The sequence below is a fragment of the Kolteria novifilia genome, from assembly GCA_007748055.1.
Classification (GTDB): domain Bacteria; phylum Planctomycetota; class Planctomycetia; order Kolteriales; family Kolteriaceae; genus Kolteria; species Kolteria novifilia.
The window spans coordinates 5,449,725-5,467,555 of the sequence record CP036279.1 but is presented as its reverse complement, the minus strand read 5'-3'; the positions used below and the strand labels follow the sequence as shown (position 1 = coordinate 5,467,555).

Here is a 17,831-nt window from a genome sequence, read left to right as displayed (position 1 = left end):
AGGGATGTCATCGATCCGCGTTCGTCCGCTGCGCTTGCGCGCGGCGTCCACCCGCTGGGCGTTCTCACTGATCGAATTACTTGTTGCCCTCGCCATTCTCGGCATCCTGGTCGCACTCTTGCTGCCCGCCGTCATCCAAGCCCGCGAAGCCGCCCGGCGTATGCAGTGTCGGAGCAATCTCAAGCAACTTGGGATCGCCGTTCATCAATATCTGGAAACGCACGGGGTTTTTCCAGCCGCCGCTCTCGGGGGTGGCAACTCGAGTTTCAGCTTCAACTTCACCGGCTACGCCGCCCTGATGCCTTTCCTCGATGCCCAAGCGGCCTACGACCGCATCAACTTCGAGGTCTCCCGGTCGTGCGCTTTTGGCTGCAATCACGGTTGGTCGCGGGTGGAGAATCAGGAGGCGTTCGACACGCCGTTGCCGATCTTCGTCTGTCCCTCCAATCGCCGAGGGGCCGAGGTTGCCTTTCTCTTTGGTCCCGATGCCGACGGAGTCAGGTGGCGATCGAGCCATGGGGCCATCACCGACTATCTCTTTAACGGCGGCGGTTTCTTCTGGCCCAACGCTCGACGCAACGAGTCAATTGGGTCTCGACATTTGCTCGGTCCGAGCCCCCTTCAGGGAAACACCCGCGCGGCGCAAGTCGAGGATGGGCTCGGCATGACCTTCCTAGCGGGGGAATCGTGGGGTGGTGACGGCGCCAATCAACGTTGGGCCAGGGGTTGGGGAGGGAGCCGTGTCTGCGAGCGGCTCGACAACGGCTACACCAATCCCGCCGGCACGCTCTATCGGCCAGCGCACTACGAGAACTTTCTCCACGCCGCCTACACCAATACCCACATCCAGACCGATGGCAGTGCCGTCGTTGGCGGCATCGTCGCGGTGACCGTCGACTTCCAGGGCAATCCCTATCCGCCCAATGACTGTGCCTACCCGACCTACAGCGGATCGGCGGCCCGCAACTTTCCGAACTTTCATGCCGGCCACGGTCCGACCGTTCAGTTCGTGATGGCGGATGGGAGCGTTCAGTCGCTCGTCGACAGCATCGATCTCGATGTCTATGTCGCCCTTTCGACCATCGCCGGTGGAGAGACAAATCATGAGTTTTGAGACAACGCGCCGTGATCGTCGGTCCTGGATGGTGGCGCTGGGAACCGGTCTCTTTGCCGGTTGCTGGTCGCATCAGCCTCCGGGGCGTTCTCCGGCCGCCGAGGACGATCCGCGACGCGCCGATCGTGCCCGAGCCCAGGAGGCCGCGGTGGAGCAAGCCGGCAAGCGAACGTCCGAGAAGGAGTAGCCGTTGAAGGTCGAACGTGCGCGTCTGACTCGTGCGGATGGCAAGCAAATCTACTTGTTGCCCAAGCGCGGCCACATCGAGGTTTGTGCCAAGGGATGTTGTTGCGGTCGGACCGATCGCAACTTCGCGGAGGTTCCCATCGACTTCTACAAGGAGGAGTACAAGCGTCGCCGGCTCCGTCCGCAGATCCAACTCACCATGAGTGGCTGCTTGGGGCCTTGCCCGATGGCGAATGTCGTGTTGCTTACCATCGACGGCAACCCGATTTGGCTCCAGTCGATCAATCGCCGCGAACAGATCGTCAAAGTCTTCGACTTTGTCGAGATGTTGCTCGAGGCGGAGGAACCGGTGGCGCCGCCTCCCGAGTTGGCGGACTTGCTCTTCGACTACTACGCCTGGGCCGATACCGCCGCCCGTCTGCAAGATGGGCCGGACGTCCTCCTACCGATCCCGCCCCGTGCCCCCGCGGCGCGCGGCATCCTCTACCTGAGTCACGCCGAGACCGATCTGCTGACGCTTCGCCAAGTCATGACACGATTGCCCGAGGGGTTTCCCGATGTTCGCGCGGTCGGCCTGACCCGTCTGGCGGGCTCCTCCGGGAGGAGCGCCTCGGGACTGCGCGCCGCGATCCGCCCTCACCTGTCGGCATGCGCCACCGTCATCGCTCGCTTGCATGGCAGCATCGCGGGAACGGCTGGCTTGGCGGACTTGGTGGAGGAGATCAAGGAGACCGGACGCGACCTTCTGCTCATCAGTGGGGTCGGCGCTCCCGAGCCGGAGTTCGCGGCGGCATCTTCCGTCGCTCCCGAGTTGCTCCACGAGGCCGCCGCCTACCTCTCGGAAGGAGGGACGAGTAACCTCGAGCATTGCTTCCGCTACCTCGCCGATCGTCTCACGTTGACCACCTACGGCTACGAGGGCCCTCGACCCGAGCCGCCCCACGGCATCTATCATCCGCGACTCGATGGGGTGACGACCTTCTCCCGCTGGGCGGAACGCGCCGACGAGCGTCGTCCCACCGTGGGCCTGCTTTTTTACCGCGCCCATTGGATGAGTGGGAACTTGGCCTTTGTCGATGATCTGGTGGCTGGCCTCGAACACGCGGGTGTCAACGTGCTGCCCATCTTCACCAGTTCGCTCCGGGCTCTCGCGGCCGATCCTAACCCCGAGTCGACGGCGCTCTTCGGTGATGAAGCGGGCCGGTTCAGGCTCGACGCACTCGTCTCGACGCTCTCCTTCGCGATGGCCGAACGTCGCGACGCGTTGGCGACAGACCCCGAGGCGCCCTCGCTCTTTGAACGACTCGACGTTCCCGTCCTGCAAGCGATCTGTGCCGGGCAGTCCCATTGGCAGTGGGAGGCCAGCCCGCGCGGACTGGTGCCGCTCGACGTCGCGATGAATGTCGCCCTACCCGAATACGACGGTCGGCTCATCACTGTCCCCATCTCCTTCAAGGAACAGTTCCCGGACGAACGTCCGGCCACCTGCGAGGGCTGCACGGAAGAGGCATGCTTGATAGAGACGGCCGACTCCTTCGCCGCGAACCGTTTGGAAGCGTTGTATTACGAACCGCGAAGGGACCGCATTGATCGGGTCGCGGGCCTGGCGGCGCGACACGCTCGCTTGCGGCACTTGCCCAACGCCGAGAAGCGCATCGCGATCGTCCTGACCAACGCGCCGGGCCGCAATGCCCGCCTTGGTGGCGCGGTTGGCCTCGACACGCCGGCCTCGCTGGTCTCGCTCTTGGACGCTCTCTCCCGGCATGGTTACCAGGTCGACTCGTACCCCAATGACAGTGATCGCCTCTTTCACGAGATTGTCGATCGCGGGACCTACGATGACGATTGGGCGTCGTTCGATCCGGCACGAACGGTGGGCAGAGTCCCGTGGGAGATCTATCGCACTTGGTTCGACGAGTTGCCCGAGGAATTGAGATCCGAGGTGAGCGGGCGGTGGGGAGAGCCGCCGGGAGCGTTCGGTCTCGACGCGGATGATCTGTGCTTCGCCGGCCTGGAGTTGGGGAATATACTAATCGCGCCGCAGCCGCCACGTGGCTACGGCATGGATCCGACCGCGATCTATCATCAACCCGACCTGCCGCCGACGCATCACTATGTCGCCTTCTATCGTTGGCTTCGGGATCTCTGGCGGGCGGACGCGATCATCCATCTCGGCAAACATGGGACACTCGAGTGGCTTCCCGGCAAGGGCGTCGGACTTTCCTCGGCGTGCGCGCCCGATCAGTTGCTCGCCGAGATGCCTCTCTTCTATCCCTTCATCATCAACGATCCGGGTGAAGGTTCCCAAGCGAAGCGGCGCGCCCACGCGGCGATCGTCGATCACTTGACGCCGCCGATGACGCAGGGTGGTCACTACGGTAGGCTCGAACGTCTCGCCCAACTCGTCGACGAGTACTATCAGGTCGAAATGCTCGACCCGTCGAAGCTCCCTCTTTTGCAGCAACAGATCTGGACGCTCGTTCGCGAAGCGAATCTCGAGGAAGACCTCAAGTTCGTCATGGTCCAGGATCACGGCGACCACAAGCACGAGTGGGACGAGGGCTTCACCCCCGACGGGACGCCCATCTCGCTCGCCTCGATGCAAGGGCGTGACGTCGCCCATCTGATCGAGGATCTCGACGGCTATCTCTGCGAACTGGCCGGGGCTCAGATCCGCGACGGCTTGCACATCCTGGGAGTCCTGCCGCAAGGCGATCAACTCGTCGGGCTGCTGCACGCGTTGATGCGTCTACCCAACCTCGAGGCGCCGAGCCTGCGTCTCGCGTTGGCCCAATCGCTTGGCCTCTCGCTTCGCGAACTCGAGGAGCATCCCGGTCGTCGCCTCGCGGATATCCCCGAAATCCTGGAACGGACGATGGAGCGACAACTCTACTCCGCGGCGGATGTTATCGAAGCGATCGACGCACGCTGCCAGACGCTGCTCTACCGACTGATCGAGGAGGACTTCGAGGAATCGTCGGTCGAGCGGATCGTCGCCGAAGAGCTGGCGGCGGGCGAGGTCGCTGGGGTGGAAGAGGCTCTTCGGTTCATCTGTCGAGACTTGATCGCGCGCCTTCACCGGACGTCGGATGAGATCGACTACCTGCTCCGTGGTTTGGAAGGACGTTTCATCCCGCCAGGTCCAAGTGGAGCTCCGACGCGGGGGATGGCTCACGTCCTACCGACCGGACGCAACTTCTTCGCCGTCGATCCACGCGCGGTGCCGTCGCCTGCCGCGTGGAGTGTCGGACAAGCTCTCGCGGACGAGATGCTCAAACGCTACCGCCGCGAGGCGTCGGAAGAGAACGATGGCGATTATCCCGAGACGGTCGGAATCAGCATGTGGGGGACCAGCGCGATGCGCACCGGCGGGGACGATGTCGCCCAGGTCCTCGCGTTGCTAGGCGTTCGCCCGCAATGGCAAGCTCAGAATCGTCGGCTTCTCGGGATCGAGGTGATCCCGTTGGAGGAACTCGGTCGACCACGGATCGACGTGTTGGTGCGCATCAGCGGTTTCTTCCGCGACGCCTTTCCGCACCTGATTCAACTCTTGGACGAAGCGGTCGAAACCGTCGCTCGGCTCGACGAATCGCTCGAACAGAACTTCGTCCGCAAGCACTTCCTGCGTGACTACGAACAAGCTCGCGATGATGGGGAGTGCGAGAACGATGCGCAGCGGAACGCCAGCTACCGCATCTTCGGGTCGCCGCCGAATGCCTATGGGGCGGGGATCTTGCCGCTGATCGAACGGCAGAACTGGCAGTCGAGCGACGACTTCGCCGAGGCCTACGTCAACTGGGGTGGGTACGCTTACACGGGGGAAGAGCAGGGCGTCGATCGCCGCGAGGTCTTCAAGCAACGGCTCGCGACCGTCCAAGTGGCGCTGCACAATCAAGACAACCGCGAGCACGACATCTTCGACAGCGACGACTACCTACAGTTTCACGGAGGGATGATCGCCACCATCCGGGCGCTGACCGGCAAGAAGCCGAAGCACTTCTTCGGCGACAGCTCCGACCCCTCGCGGCCCGTCGTTCGCGATCTCAAGCAGGAAGCCCTCCGCGTCTTTCGCTCCCGAGTCGTCAATCCGAAGTGGATCGAGAGTCTCGAGCGGCACGGCTACAAGGGGGGCCTCGAACTGAACGCGACCGTCGACTACCTCTTTGGCTTCGACGCGACGGCCGACGTCGTCGACGACTGGATGTACGAAGAGGTCGCCCAACAGTACGTCTTCAACGAAAAGGTGCGAGCCTTTCTCGAACGGAGCAATCCTTGGGCGCTACGGGCGATGGCCGAACGACTCCTCGAGGCCGATCAGCGTGATCTCTGGAGCGAGCCGAAGCCCGAAACCAGGGAGAAGCTCAAGGCGACACTCATGGAAAGCGAGGCGTGGTTGGAGCAACGCGGCGAGGGACTTCCCCAAGCCGAGGAGGTCTCGCGATGAGTCCAACGCGACCGCGGACCTATCCCTTCGTCGCGCTGGTGGGCCAGGATCGGCTTCGGACCGCGCTGCTGCTCAATCTCGTCTCGCCCGAGATTGGTGGTGTCCTTATCGTCGGCGAACGGGGCACCGCGAAGAGCACCGCCGCTCGCGGCCTGACCGAACTGGCGCCGGCGATCACAACCATGCTTGGCTGTCCCTTCCGTTGTGAGCCCGGACATGCCCAGGACTGCTGCGAGGCTTGTCAGGGGGCGAGCGAGCAAGAGATCGTCGAGATGGCCTCGCCCTTCGTGCATCTTCCGATCGGGGCGACCGAGGACCGTTTGCTCGGTTCGCTCGATCTCGACCGCGTGCTGCAGAAGGGAGAACGGGCGTTGCAGCCGGGACTGCTCGCCAGCGCCCATCGGGGCGTGCTCTACATCGATGAAGTCAACCTGCTGGCGGATCACCTCGTCGACGCGTTGCTCGATGCGTCGGCGAGTGGACAGGTGACGATCGAGCGTGATGGAGTGACCGCGAGCCACGCGTCTCGGTTCGTGCTGGTCGGTTCGATGAACCCGGACGAGGGCCGTCTTCGGCCCCAATTGCTCGACCGATTTGGGCTGACCGTCGAGGTGGCCGCGCCGCGCGAACCTGGCCCCCGCTCGGAAATCGTTCGGCGCCGGTTGGCGTTCGACGCCGATCCGGTCGGATTCTGCCGGCAATGGGAGCAAGAGCAGTACGCCCTGCGCGATCGGATCGTGACGGCGAGGCAGCGACGTTCCGCCATCGCGACCGATGACGCGATCCTCGGGGTGATCGCCGGGATCTGTGCGGAAGCTGGCGTCGAAGGGTTGAGGGCCGACATCACCATGCTTCGCGCCGCGCAGGCGTTCGCCGCCTGGAGTGGCGACGAGAGCGTCACGGAAGCCCATGTCGACGCGGTCAAGGAGATGGTGCTCGAGCATCGGCGTCGCGAGCCGCCGAACCGACGCCCCTCTTCCTCGAACCCTCCTCCGAATCACGAGCAACCACCATCGGACCGGGAGCGATCGCCAACGAGTCCCCCACCGCCTCCGGGAGACGAGTCGTCGTCGGAGTCATCCTCAACGCCGAACGCCACGGCGCCGCGCGAGCAGGTCTTCGCGCCTCGGCAGGCGAGCGCGAAGCTGCCGGAGGTGCCGCCAGTCGCTTCCGTACGCTCGGCCTCCGCGGATGCCCGCGGTGACCGCCAACCGAAGCACGGCCGAGGCGAGGTGGTTCGCTCCGTGCCGGATCCGAAGCCGCGCGAACTCGATCTCCAGGCGAGCGTCCGGAACGCGCTAGAGCGTGGAGCCGTTCAGAGCGGGTTGCCCCAGCTCGACCGATCGGACCTGAAGAGCCGCGAGCGGGATCGTCGTACCCAACGATTGATCGTCTTTGTCGTCGATGCCTCCGGATCGATGGGGGCTCGTCGCCGGATGGAACTCGTCAAGGGAGCCGTGCTCGCGTTGCTCGATCAGACCCGAACGGCACGCGACGAGGTGGCCCTGATCGCGTTTCGAGGGACCGAGGCGGAACTCGTGCTAGCTCCCTGTCGCGATGCCCGAGAAGCGGAGCGGCAAATGCGCTCCCTGACGACCGGCGGTCGAACGCCCTTGGCCCACGCGCTTGCCGAGGCGTCTTCGCTGATCGAGCGGCACCTCGGGGAAGGAGGGCGAAGCGCCAGTCTCTTGGTACTCAGTGATGGGCGGGCGAACGTCGCGCTCGGCGACCCGGCGGGTGATCCCTGGCGGCAGTCGCTCGAGCAAGCCAAGCGGCTCGCCGAACAACTCGCGGGCATCGGCGGCGTCGCACGTGTTTATGACACCGAGGAAGGATTCGTCAAGCTCGGACGGACTCAGGAACTGGCGAGCACGCTCGGTGCCGACCTCGAACCAATCGCTCGCTTGACCGAGCTTGCACCGGTCGCGACCTGAGAAGGGAGAAGCCGACACGTGGCACGATCCTTGATGGTGGTCGGAACTAGTTCGTCCGTGGGGAAGAGCCTTCTCGTCGCAGGTCTCTGCCGGGTCTTGTCGCGGCGTGGGATTCGGGTCGCTCCGTTCAAGGCCCAGAACATGTCGAACAACGCGGCCGTCTGTGATGACGGCGGTGAGATCGGCCGTGCCCAAGAGCTTCAGGCCCGCGCGGCGGGCATCCGACCCACCGTCGCGATGAACCCCGTCTTGCTCAAGCCGCAGGCCGACGCGACGTCCCAAGTGATCGTGCGCGGCAGACCGTGGACGACGCTTCGCGCTCGCGACTTCTACCGCCGCAAACGGGAACTTTGGAGCATCGTCATCGAGTCACTCGAGTCCCTTCAAGCCGCGTACGACCTGATCCTGATCGAAGGGGCGGGAAGTCCGGTGGAGCTCAACCTGAAGTCGTCCGACATCGTCAACATGGCGGTCGCCAAGCATCTGGGCTGCTCCGTGCTACTGGTCGGGGACATTGACCGAGGCGGGATCTTCGCCCAGCTCTTGGGGACGTTGTCGCTGCTCGAGGAAGATGAACGCCGCCTCGTCCGGGGCTTGATCGTCAACCGGTTTCGGGGTGATCCCAGGCTCTTTGACGACGGTGTCCAGATCTTGCGGGAGCGGGGGGAATGCCCCGTCGTGGGTGTCGTTCCTTTCGTTCCCGATCTGCGACTCCCCGAGGAGGATGCGGTCGCGATCGAGCATCGAGCGCCGCGCGGGACCGCGACCATCCGCATTGTCGTGATCCGGCTGCCTCGCATTTCCAACTTCGATGATTTCGACAGTCTCGAGCGATGCGACGACGTCGCGGTGACCTACGCGACGCGTCCCGAAGAGCTTCGCGACGCCGACGCGGTCATTCTGCCCGGAACGAAGAGTACCGCGGACGACTTGCGCTGGCTTCGGGAGCGAGAGCTTGATCTAGCGATTCTCGACCATGCTCGTCGGGGGGGAGCGGTGGTCGGCATCTGCGGGGGCTACCAGATGCTAGGGACCGCCATTCACGATCCGGCGAGGGTCGAGAGTTCGGCCAAGACGATCCGTGGACTCGGACTACTCCCGGTGGAGACCACGTTTCGCCCCGAGAAGGCGACGGCCAACGTTCGCGCGGCGGTGGTGGGCAATCAATGGCCCGGTTGGCTCGCGGCCGGTTTCGAAGAGCTCGACGCCTACGAGATCCACGCGGGAGAGACCTCCTCGTCCCAGCCCTGGCTCCGCATCGATCGAGGGAGCGAGCGAGAGACGATCCTCGACGGTTGCGTCGGTCCCGACGGTCGCGTCTGGGGCTGTTATCTCCACGGGCTGTTTCAGAACGCCGGCTTCTGCGAGGCGTGGCTGCGGAGCCTTGCGCCTTCGTGGCAGGGCGAGAACTTGGGAGCGACCGACGCCATCGACGAGTCGCTTGACCGCCTCGCCGACGTCTTGCTCGCAACCTTCGACTGGGAACTCCTCGACGATTTGATCAAGGGTTCCCAGCGAGCGTAGACCCGTTCATCGAACCATCCTCCACTTGTTCTCACTGAAGGAAACGAATCCATGGCGACGGAAGAGACCGACGAACACAAGGCCCGCATGAAGCGAAAGCAAGAGGCCTACCGGCAGCGACTGGCGAAAGCGACCGAGAGCAAGGGGCTGCTCGTCGTCTATACCGGGGCCGGAAAGGGGAAGACGACCGCGGCGCTCGGGCTCGCGTTTCGCGCGATGGGGCAAGGCGTGCGTGTGGGCGTGATCCAGTTCGTCAAGGGAGCGATCGCCACCGGCGAGGCGGCGCTGGCCCAACTCGAATCACTGCCGATCGACCTTCATCCCATGGGGGAGGGGTTCACGTGGGAGACGCAAGACCGCCAGCGCGACGTCGAGATCGCCGAGAAGGCGTGGCAACGCGCCGTCGAGATGCTGCGAGACCCCTCCTACGGCATGGTGATTCTCGACGAACTCAACATCGTCTTGCGCTACGACTACCTCGAACTGGAGACAGTCCTCGAGGAGTTGGGTCAGCGTCGCGAGGGCCTTCACGTCGTGGTGACCGGTCGCAACGCGAAGCCCGCTCTCGTGGAGATGGCCGACCTGGCTACGGAGATGACCTACCTGAAGCACCCGTTCAAGGCGGGGATCAAGCCGCAGCCTGGCATCGAATACTGAGACCCTCGTCGTGCCCGGACGGCGATGCCGACTCGCTAGCGGAGGTCGTCCATGGCGGCGAGGAAACGGTCGTTCTCCTTGGGGCGCCGCGGACTGATCCGAATCCAACTCGGCAGCCCGAACGAGGTCGCGTCGCGCACGAGGATTCCCTTGCCGAGAAGCTCGCGACGGAAACCGGTCGCGTCGCCGACACGAACGAGAAAGTAGGGCGTGTCGGTCGCGAGGATGGGCCATCCGCCCGTCGCGAGCGTGTCGCTCATACGGCCTCCTTCTCGCCGGAGTCGGTCCACCGTCGCGCGAAGATGAGCGGTGTCCGAGAGCGCCGCCACCGCGGCCGCTTGTGCCATGGAGTTGACACTCCAGGGAGGTTGGTGTTCGCGCATCGCGCCGATCAGTCCCGACGGGCCAATCGCGTAACCGACCCGAAGCGCCGCCAGAGCGTGGGCTTTTGTCAGCGATCGAACAACCAGGATGTTCGGCGCCTCCAAGCAGATCATCGAGGACTCCGACGCGAGGTAGTCTTGATACGCTTCGTCGACGATCCAGGTCTGGTCGGGTCGCTGCGAAGAGATGTCGGCGAGCGCATCGCGAGGGATGAGCCGCCCGGTCGGGTTGTTGGGGTTGCAGAGGAACACGGCGCTCGCGCGGTCCTCCGCGACCGAAGCCAAGTCGGGCCGAAAGCGATCGCTCTCGCTCGCTCGGAGTTCGACGGGCTCGGCTTCGGCGATGCGGCAGGCCCGGACATATTCCCCATAGGTCGGCCCGAGGACCAGCGCCCGATCGCCAGGCCTCAAGATTGTCAGCGCCGCGAGCCAGAGCAGTTCGCTGGCCCCGTTGCCAACCAGCACGTTCTCGATCGCGACGCCGTGCTGCTCGGCGACTTTCCGCGTCAACGCCTCGCAATGCCGATCGGGGTAGCGGTTGAGGGTCACGTTTCGCAGCGCCTCGTGGACCGAGGGACTCGGACCGAACGGGTTGACGCTGGCACTGAAGTCGGTGACGTCGTCCGCGGAGAGCCCGAGGGAACGAAGTTCGATCTCGTCGACCGCCCCGTGAACGGCGAAGGGAATCGACGGCGACGGGAGACCTCTTGACATGGTGATACCTTTCAAGGGGCAAGCCAAGGCCCAAACGATAGGGCGGCCACGCCCAGGAGTACGAGTGACGCGACGCCAAGCGTGAGAATCGTCGCGTGCTCGATCAAGCGAAGGGCGCGGGGGATGTCCTCACGCCGGCATTCGGCGAACTCGGCACCGAGGACGTAGTGCCCCACCTTGTCGAGACGGCGACCAAGGACGCCGGCGGCCGCGCTCATCGGTTGACCCGCGTTGGGACTGTCGGTCTTGGCGGCATCGCGCCACCAGACGCGGAGCCCCCGACCGGCGTCCCCTCCCGAGAAGCGGGCGACGACGAGGATCGCCAGCGCGCTGAGCCGGGCCGGGATCCCGTTGAGCACATCGTCGAGCCGGGCGGGGATCTTTCCCAACCACTCGCGTTCTGGGTCGCGATAACCGAGCATCGCGTCGGCGGTGTTGACGAAACGGTACGCGAGAGCCCCGCCGAGACCCGCGACCAAGTACCAAAAGATCGGCGCCACCACGCTGTCGCTGACGTTTTCCGCGAGCGATTCGATCGTGGCCGCCGACGTCTGCGAAGCGGTGAGCGTGTCGGTCGGTCGGCTCACGAGATGGTAGCCCAGAAGCCGGCGCGCCTCCGGGAGATCGTCGTCGCTTAGGGCCTCGTCAACCTGCCGTCCAGCGTCGAACAACGCGTGTGCCGCGAAGGTCGTCTTGAGCAGGAAGGCCCCAAGAGGGATCGCCAGCCAGACCGAGAAGGAACCGTCGAGGGATTCGAGCCACCGGCCAACGCAGAAGCTGGCGGCGACGCCGACCACGATGAGGGCCCCACCAACGAGCAGTTTCCACCACGCTGGCATCCGTCGGGCGAGCCGGCGTCCCCAGCCGATCACCGTCCCCATCGCGACCACGGGATGGCACCACGCGGGCGGTTCGCCCAAGAAGCGATCGGCCAACATCGCGAGGAGAAAGACCACTCCGTTCCACCACGCGGCATCCGCGACAAGCATCGTCTCACTCCCCCATCCAACGGGTGGGGATGACAAGGACGATCTCGTTCGCGGCACTTATCACGAGGTCTCTCAACGAGGGAGTCTGTCCGGCGTTCTTCGGGCGGTGGCGTCGATCCCAAGACGACGGTCGTTTCTTGGGGGCGTTCTTCTTTAGGTACCGCGAGCGGGGCATGGTGGCCACGTCGTCCGCGAAGGTCGGTTTCGCAACCAGGCGGTGACGATGTCTCCCGCGAGGGATCGACGGGCCCGGGCTGCTCGCGACGATACAATGCCAGCCGGAGCCATGGATTCCTCCTGAACGTCCGCGAGATGGTCAAGGGGCAACCGTGCGGGACGAAAGGGCCTCCAATCAGATGACACCTCCCCGGCTGAAAGTCTGCTGCATCCAGACCGTCGAGGAAGCGCGATTGGCCGTCGCGCACGGAGCGGCCGCGGTCGGACTCGTCTCGAAGATGCCGAGTGGGCCGGGGATGATTTCCGAGTCGCGAATTTCGTCGATTGCGCGGACGATCCCACCGTCGGTCGGATCGTTTCTGTTGACCAGCGCGCGGCGGGTGGTCGAGATCATCGCCCAGCAGCGGCGCTGCCGGGTCAACACGCTTCAACTTGTCGATCGTCTCGACGAAGGGACATACGACGATTTTCGGGAGGCCTTGCCCGGTATCTCCATCGTTCAAGCGATCCACGTCGTGGGTGAGGAATCGCTCGACGAAGCGTGCGACGTCGCGAGGCGGGGTGTTGATGGGTTGCTGCTCGATTCGGGGAACGTGCGACTTCCGGTCAAGGAGTTGGGTGGCACCGGCCGGGTTCACGATTGGCGGATCAGCCGCCAGATCGTCGAGGCGGTGGGAATCCCGGTCTTTCTCGCGGGGGGACTGCGACCCGACAACGTCGCGGAGGCGATCCGTCAAGTTCGCCCATTTGGGGTTGATGTCTGTTCCGGCCTGCGCACCGACGGGAAGCTCGACGAGTCCAAGCTGTCCGCGTTCATTCGATCACTCCGATCGGTCGACGATCGCGCGTGAGAGGCGACAACTGGCGGAAACGCCGTCCATGTCCGCCGACCGTTTCTTCTCTTAGCGCGTCTCGTGTCCTGGTTGGTTCACTCATTGCCAGAAAGACTCTTGGGTGCATGCTCACGCTCGCGTGGGCATGCGGAAAAGATTCACGCTCGCGTGGGCATGCGGAAAAGATTCACGCTCGCGTGGGCATGCGGAATACGCCAGTGATTGGGCAATCTCCCGTCGAATCGGAGGACCGAGATTTCATGGAACGAACTTGCCCATCAGGACACTGGCGTACGCGGGTTGCGCCGGTCACCATTGTTCTTGATGCTCTGGAAGCCTACATGAGTAGGGGACGAGCGTTGCGGTGAACGTGAGACGACGAGCATGAAGCGAGCCCTAACAGCCCGTTGACCGATTCGCTGCCGGCTGCGAACGGCCCTTTTGTCCAAACTCGGCGTTGGAAAACTCGACGAATCGACGGATTCGCCTGCGTTTTTCCTCCTTGATCTTGGCCAAGTTGTCTCGTTCTCGCCTTGGCCCGCTTCGATCAACGGACTGCTGTGGGTCTTCGTCGACAAGATGGCGGACGAACAAGAAGTTGGAGGAGGACAACCATGTGCGGATTCGCCTGTCTTTGGAAGGTCGACGACGAGGCCTTGGCCCGCCGGATGATCGAGAAAATCGAACACCGCGGTCCGGACGCAACCCAGGTCTATCGGGCCGCCAATGTTCCGGCGATCATGGCGCACTGCCGGCTCTCCATCATTGGGCCCTCCGACGGTTCGCAACCGATCTATTCCAACGACAACATCCTCGTCGCCAACGGCGAGATCTACAACTACGCCGATCTCCGCGCCATCTTGGGCGAGAGCGCCTTCGAGACCCGAAGCGACAGCGAGACGATCCTGCATCTCTTCCGATCGAACCAACTGCGGTGGCTAAGCAAGCTCGACGGCATGTTCGCGTTTGTTCTCGCGACCCCCGATCGGATCATCGCGGCTCGCGATCCGCTCGGGATCAAGCCGCTCTACGTCGCCCGGCTGGGCGACGGCTTCGCGTTCTCCTCGGAACTGAAGGCCTTTGACGGCCTCGGACTATCGCATGTCGAAGCGGTGGGCCCCGGTGAGATGTTCGACAGCCTCGAAGGGAATCGTCGCTGGTTTCGGATCTCTCATGGAGCCGCCAGCGAGGAGGCGGGTTTCCAGCTCGACGCGGTTTGTCGGGAGCTGCGGTTGACGCTCGAGGACGCGGTCCGCAAATGGATGGTGGCCGATGTCGAGGTCGGGTCCTTCTTGTCGGGGGGACTCGATTCCTCGCTGATCGCCGCGCTGGCGGCTCGGTCGATCGATCGACCGCTGAAGACCTTTTCGGTCGGGCTCGAGGGAAGTCCCGACTTGCTCGCCGCCCAGCGAGTCGCCGATCACATCGGCTCGGAACACGACACGCTCGCGTTCAGCGCCGCCGACGTGGCGAAGGTCTTGCCACACGTGATCTATCATCTCGAGAGCGCCGATATCGACCTGGTGCGTAGCGCGATTCCGACTCACTTCGCCACCACCCTGGCGCGTCGACACGTGAAAGCGGTGCTCACGGGCGAGGGGGCGGACGAGCTGTTCGCCGGTTACACCTATCACCACCAGTATGCCAACTCTCCCCGGGAGCTTGCCGACGAACTGACGCGATCGCTCACCAGCATGCACAACATCAACCTGCAGCGAGTCGATCGGATCACGATGGCCCAGGGGTTGGAGGCGCGGACGCCGTTCCTCGACCGCGACCTGATCGAGTTCGCTCAATCGATTCCCGCGTCATTGAAGATGCGCATCGTCGACGAGTCGAGTGGAAAGACGGTCGAGAAGTGGATTCTTCGGGAAGCGTGCCGCGACTTGCTCCCCGCGGATCTCGTCTGGCGGGAGAAGGCCCAGTTCGACGAGGGGACCGGGACGGTCGACGTCATCGACGAGGCCCTGGCGATCGCGACGGGGACTTCCTCTCCGGTCGATCGGGAGACGGAGGCTCGACTTTACCGCGATCTCTTGTGCGAGCAGTTCGAGAACCCGGAGATGATCCTAGCCAATGCCGGCGCCTGGGTCCAGGACCGCGTCACCGTCCCGAGCTAGCGCGTGACCGCTGCTTGCCTCAGGAGTAAGGATCGGCGACTCGCGTCTGAAACGGTGACGGAACGGTCGCCTCACCGAGCTTCGTCCGATCGACCCGTTTCCCCAAAAAAGACCCGTTCCCAAGATTCGCTTTCCCTGCTATGGAACCTCGCGAGCGTCACTCTCCATCCTCGCTCTCGTGTCGCCCACGCGACCGGAGCACCCGGGCTCTTTCGCGTCGTCGCCGCGACGGAGTTCGACCATGACATGCACATGTTGAGGTAGTCCGGCCGGTCGTCGTTTCGCGACGGCGATTCGCCGAGCGGTCGACGTCTGTTGAACTGGTCCCGACTGTTGCCTAGGCGAGCCGAAGCCATGACCGTTGATGGAAATAATTTTCGCTCCTCCGTGCTCCGCGTCGCGTGCGCTCAGATCGATCCGACGGAAGCGGATATCGAACAGAACCTGGGCAAGCACTTCGAGTACATCGACCGCGCGAAAGCCGAGGACGTCGACCTGTTGGTCTTCCCCGAGCTCTCCTTGACCGGCTATCAGGTTCGTTCGCGCACGCCCGATTTGGCGATCACTCGCGAGGACCGACGACTGATCGCGGTGGCCGAGCGGGCTGGTGACATGACGGTGGTCGCCGGTTTTGTCGAAGAGGGGTACGCCGCGCAGTTTCACAACTCCGCCGCCGCGATGCGCCGAGGGAAGGTCACGTTCATTCACCGCAAGCTAAATCTGGCGACGTACGGGAACTTGGAAGAAGCGAAGTACTTCGCTCGCGGACGCTACGTCGATGTCTGCCACTTGGAAGCGCCCTGGACGGCCGGGATCTTCATTTGTGCCGACTCCTGGAATCCGGGACTGATTCACTTGGCGGCTCTCTACGGCGCCACCATCCTGGTCGTTCCCATCGCCTCCTCGCGCGAAGCGGTGGGACTCGACTTCTCCAATCCCGATGGCTGGAACGCCGCGCTGACGTTCTACAGCATGATGTACGGGATGCCGATCGTGATGGTCAATCACTGCGGCGCCCGCGATGGGGAGACCTATTGGGGGGGCAGCCGCGTTCTCGATCCGCGCGGCAAGACGATCACCATCGCCGGCGAGGGCGAGGAATTGGTGATCGCCGACGTCGACTACGACTCGGTCCGCCAAGCTCGGTTTCAGCTACCGACGGTTCGCGACTCGAACCTCGATTTGATCCATCGCGAGATCGAACGACTGAACAACCGCATCGGCGTTCCTCGCGGCATTCGCTCGGCGTGAGCATCCCGCTGCGGGGTCTACTTCATCGATGCGACGCAGCTCTTCGGAGCGCTCGCGTTCGCCCGGACCGCGGAAGATGCCCTACGCCAGCAATTCGTCGATGACCTTGCCGCCGAACTGGCTGAGCTGCTTGTAGCGGCCGCCGTGGAAGTAGGTCAGTTTGTTGTCGTCCAGCCCAAGCAGGTGCAGCAAGGTGACGTGGACGTCGCGAATGGGATGAACGCAGTCGACGGCGGTCGCCCCGATTGCGTCAGTCGCTCCCACCACCGCGCCGGGCTTGACGCCACCACCGGCCAACAGCATCGTCATCGCGTCGGCGTTGTGACCGCGACCAATGGCGTAGACGCCGCCACGCTTGTTGTTGTCGGGGGTGCGCCCAAATTCACCCGTCCAAACCACGAGCGTCTCGTCGAGCATCCCGCGCCGCTTGAGGTCCTTGATCAACGCCGCCATCGGCTTGTCGACGCTCTTGATCCGTGCCGAGTGACCACGCTCCAAATAGTCGTGGCTGTCCCATCCCCCCGAGAAGATCTGGACGAAGCGAACGCCTTTCTCCACCAGTCGCCGAGCCATCAAGCATTGGCGTCCGAACGCGGCGGTCTCGTCATCGTGCAAGCCGTACATCTCCTGGATGTGGTCCGGCTCTCCGGCAAGATCGATCACGCCCGGTACTTCGGTCTGCATGCGGTAGGCCAGCTCATAGCTTTCCATGCGGGCGGCGAGGTCGCGATGCTGGGGGTGGCGTGCCTGATGCTGTTCATTCAGGAACGCGAGTTGGTCGAGAAACTGTCTTTGATGCCGACGCGACTTGTGCCTAGGCGACGTCAAGTCGAGGATCGGACTCCCCTCGGGGCGAAGGCGCGTCCCTTGGTAGTGAGCGGGTAGGAAGCCGTTGTTCCAGTTCGTCGACCCACCTTGGGGGAGCGCCAACTCCGTCATGACGACGTAGCCGGGAAGGTTCTGGTTTTCCGAACCGAGTCCGTAGGTGACCCAGGAACCGATGGCGGGATCGCCCCCCAGCCGACTTCCGGTGTTCATGTGGAACAGGGCTTCCGGATGGTTGAGTGATTCCGCGGTGCAGCCACGGTAGTTGCACAGTTCGTCGGCGACCTCCGGATCGGCCAGATAGTGCCACTGATCGCACATGTCGAGGCCGGCTTGGCCCACCTTGCGAAACTTGAAGGGGCTGCCGACATGGAACTTGAAACCCGAGGCGAGACTGCGCGTCGACTTCGATTCGGTCTTGTGAAGCCGCGTCAGGGTCGGCTTGGGGTCGAAGGTGTCCATGTGGGCCGGACCACCCTCCATGAAGAGCATGATCACCGCCTTGGCGCGGGCGGGGTGCATCGGCTTCCTCGGTTCGAGCGGGCCGGTCGAACGAGGGGAGTCGGCCGCCAGCAGATCGGTCAAGGCGACCGATCCGAGCGAGGCGCCCAGGCCGTAGAGGAACTGGCGCCGGGATGCTGTGGTTGACAGGGGACGCGAGCAGAGTTTGTGAGTCATGA

Annotated in this window: 12 protein-coding genes; 9 read left to right on the top strand and 3 right to left on the bottom strand. The window is 64.0% G+C overall.

Translation table 11 applies throughout. The features are described 5' to 3' along the window. Nucleotides 1–4 precede the first annotated feature (4 nt). From Pan216_RS20025 to cobO, 6 genes are read left to right on the top strand one after another with little or no spacing between them, the layout of a single operon-like run. On the top strand, nucleotides 5–1,114 hold the full coding sequence (locus tag Pan216_RS20025) for a DUF1559 family PulG-like putative transporter (RefSeq protein ID WP_145260726.1): 1,110 nt from the start codon (nucleotides 5–7) through the stop codon (nucleotides 1,112–1,114). Next, complete coding sequence (locus Pan216_RS20020) at nucleotides 1,104–1,301, top strand: hypothetical protein (protein WP_145260724.1); 198 nt, start codon at nucleotides 1,104–1,106, stop codon at nucleotides 1,299–1,301. The genes Pan216_RS20025 and Pan216_RS20020 overlap by 11 nt, the downstream gene beginning before the upstream one ends. Nucleotides 1,302–1,304: 3 nt before the next feature. After that, the gene (locus Pan216_RS20015; RefSeq protein WP_145260722.1) at nucleotides 1,305–5,744 is read left to right on the top strand and encodes a cobaltochelatase subunit CobN; all 4,440 of its coding nucleotides are present in this window, start codon (nucleotides 1,305–1,307) and stop codon (nucleotides 5,742–5,744) included. Next, nucleotides 5,741–7,678: a VWA domain-containing protein gene (locus Pan216_RS20010; protein ID WP_145260720.1), complete on the top strand. Its 1,938-nt coding sequence runs from the start codon at nucleotides 5,741–5,743 to the stop codon at nucleotides 7,676–7,678. The genes Pan216_RS20015 and Pan216_RS20010 overlap by 4 nt, the downstream gene beginning before the upstream one ends. A 33-nt stretch (nucleotides 7,679–7,711) precedes the next feature. Beyond that, entirely contained in the window at nucleotides 7,712–9,202 is a 1,491-nt protein-coding gene (locus Pan216_RS20005; RefSeq protein WP_145264194.1) for a cobyric acid synthase, read from the top strand. A gap of 51 nt (nucleotides 9,203–9,253) precedes the next feature. Beyond that, nucleotides 9,254–9,859: a cob(I)yrinic acid a,c-diamide adenosyltransferase gene (gene cobO / locus Pan216_RS20000; RefSeq protein WP_145260718.1), complete on the top strand. Its 606-nt coding sequence runs from the start codon at nucleotides 9,254–9,256 to the stop codon at nucleotides 9,857–9,859. Between the two features lie 35 nt (nucleotides 9,860–9,894). Here the strand turns inward: cobO and Pan216_RS19995 are convergent, their stop codons facing one another. Then, nucleotides 9,895–10,956 carry a pyridoxal phosphate-dependent aminotransferase gene (locus Pan216_RS19995; RefSeq protein ID WP_145260716.1) on the bottom strand — a complete coding sequence of 354 codons (1,062 nt, stop codon included), beginning with the start codon at nucleotides 10,954–10,956 and terminating at the stop codon, nucleotides 9,895–9,897. A gap of 11 nt (nucleotides 10,957–10,967) precedes the next feature. Continuing rightward, nucleotides 10,968–11,945 (bottom strand): adenosylcobinamide-phosphate synthase CbiB, encoded by a 978-nt coding sequence (cbiB, locus tag Pan216_RS19990; protein ID WP_145260714.1) that lies wholly within the window; start codon nucleotides 11,943–11,945, stop codon nucleotides 10,968–10,970. 329 nt (nucleotides 11,946–12,274) lie between these two features. On the opposite strand from cbiB, the gene Pan216_RS19985 reads away from it, so the two are divergent. The 3 genes from Pan216_RS19985 to Pan216_RS19975 all read left to right on the top strand — a co-directional run bounded on the left by Pan216_RS19985 (nucleotide 12,275) and on the right by Pan216_RS19975 (nucleotide 16,326). Next, nucleotides 12,275–12,973: a phosphoribosylanthranilate isomerase gene (locus tag Pan216_RS19985; protein WP_419192769.1), complete on the top strand. Its 699-nt coding sequence runs from the start codon at nucleotides 12,275–12,277 to the stop codon at nucleotides 12,971–12,973. A gap of 596 nt (nucleotides 12,974–13,569) precedes the next feature. Beyond that, nucleotides 13,570–15,075, top strand: coding sequence for an asparagine synthase (glutamine-hydrolyzing) (asnB, locus tag Pan216_RS19980; protein WP_145260712.1), 1,506 nt, complete (start codon nucleotides 13,570–13,572; stop codon nucleotides 15,073–15,075). Between the two features lie 354 nt (nucleotides 15,076–15,429). Continuing rightward, nucleotides 15,430–16,326, top strand: a complete 897-nt coding sequence (locus tag Pan216_RS19975) for a nitrilase-related carbon-nitrogen hydrolase (RefSeq protein WP_145260710.1) — start codon at nucleotides 15,430–15,432, stop codon at nucleotides 16,324–16,326. An 81-nt stretch (nucleotides 16,327–16,407) separates the two neighbouring features. On the opposite strand, the gene Pan216_RS19970 is transcribed toward Pan216_RS19975, so the two are convergent. Beyond that, nucleotides 16,408–17,829, bottom strand: coding sequence for a DUF1501 domain-containing protein (locus tag Pan216_RS19970; RefSeq protein WP_145260708.1), 1,422 nt, complete (start codon nucleotides 17,827–17,829; stop codon nucleotides 16,408–16,410). Nucleotides 17,830–17,831: the final 2 nt, after the last annotated feature.

Excerpts from the sequence above, each read along its gene's own strand:
- Pan216_RS20020 (WP_145260724.1), top strand. The coding sequence starts at position 1,104 with ATGAGTTTTGAGACAACGCGCCGTGATCGTCGGTCCTGGATGGTGGCG.
- Pan216_RS20005 (WP_145264194.1), top strand. The coding sequence starts at position 7,712 with ATGGTGGTCGGAACTAGTTCGTCCGTGGGGAAGAGCCTTCTCGTCGCA.
- Pan216_RS19975 (WP_145260710.1), top strand. The coding sequence starts at position 15,430 with ATGACCGTTGATGGAAATAATTTTCGCTCCTCCGTGCTCCGCGTCGCG.
- cobO (WP_145260718.1), top strand. The coding sequence starts at position 9,254 with ATGGCGACGGAAGAGACCGACGAACACAAGGCCCGCATGAAGCGAAAG.
- cbiB (WP_145260714.1), bottom strand. The coding sequence starts at position 11,945 with ATGCTTGTCGCGGATGCCGCGTGGTGGAACGGAGTGGTCTTTCTCCTC.
- Pan216_RS19970 (WP_145260708.1), bottom strand. The coding sequence starts at position 17,829 with ATGACTCACAAACTCTGCTCGCGTCCCCTGTCAACCACAGCATCCCGG.
- Pan216_RS20025 (WP_145260726.1), top strand. The coding sequence starts at position 5 with ATGTCATCGATCCGCGTTCGTCCGCTGCGCTTGCGCGCGGCGTCCACC.
- Pan216_RS19995 (WP_145260716.1), bottom strand. The coding sequence starts at position 10,956 with ATGTCAAGAGGTCTCCCGTCGCCGTCGATTCCCTTCGCCGTTCACGGG.
- asnB (WP_145260712.1), top strand. The coding sequence starts at position 13,570 with ATGTGCGGATTCGCCTGTCTTTGGAAGGTCGACGACGAGGCCTTGGCC.
- Pan216_RS20010 (WP_145260720.1), top strand. The coding sequence starts at position 5,741 with ATGAGTCCAACGCGACCGCGGACCTATCCCTTCGTCGCGCTGGTGGGC.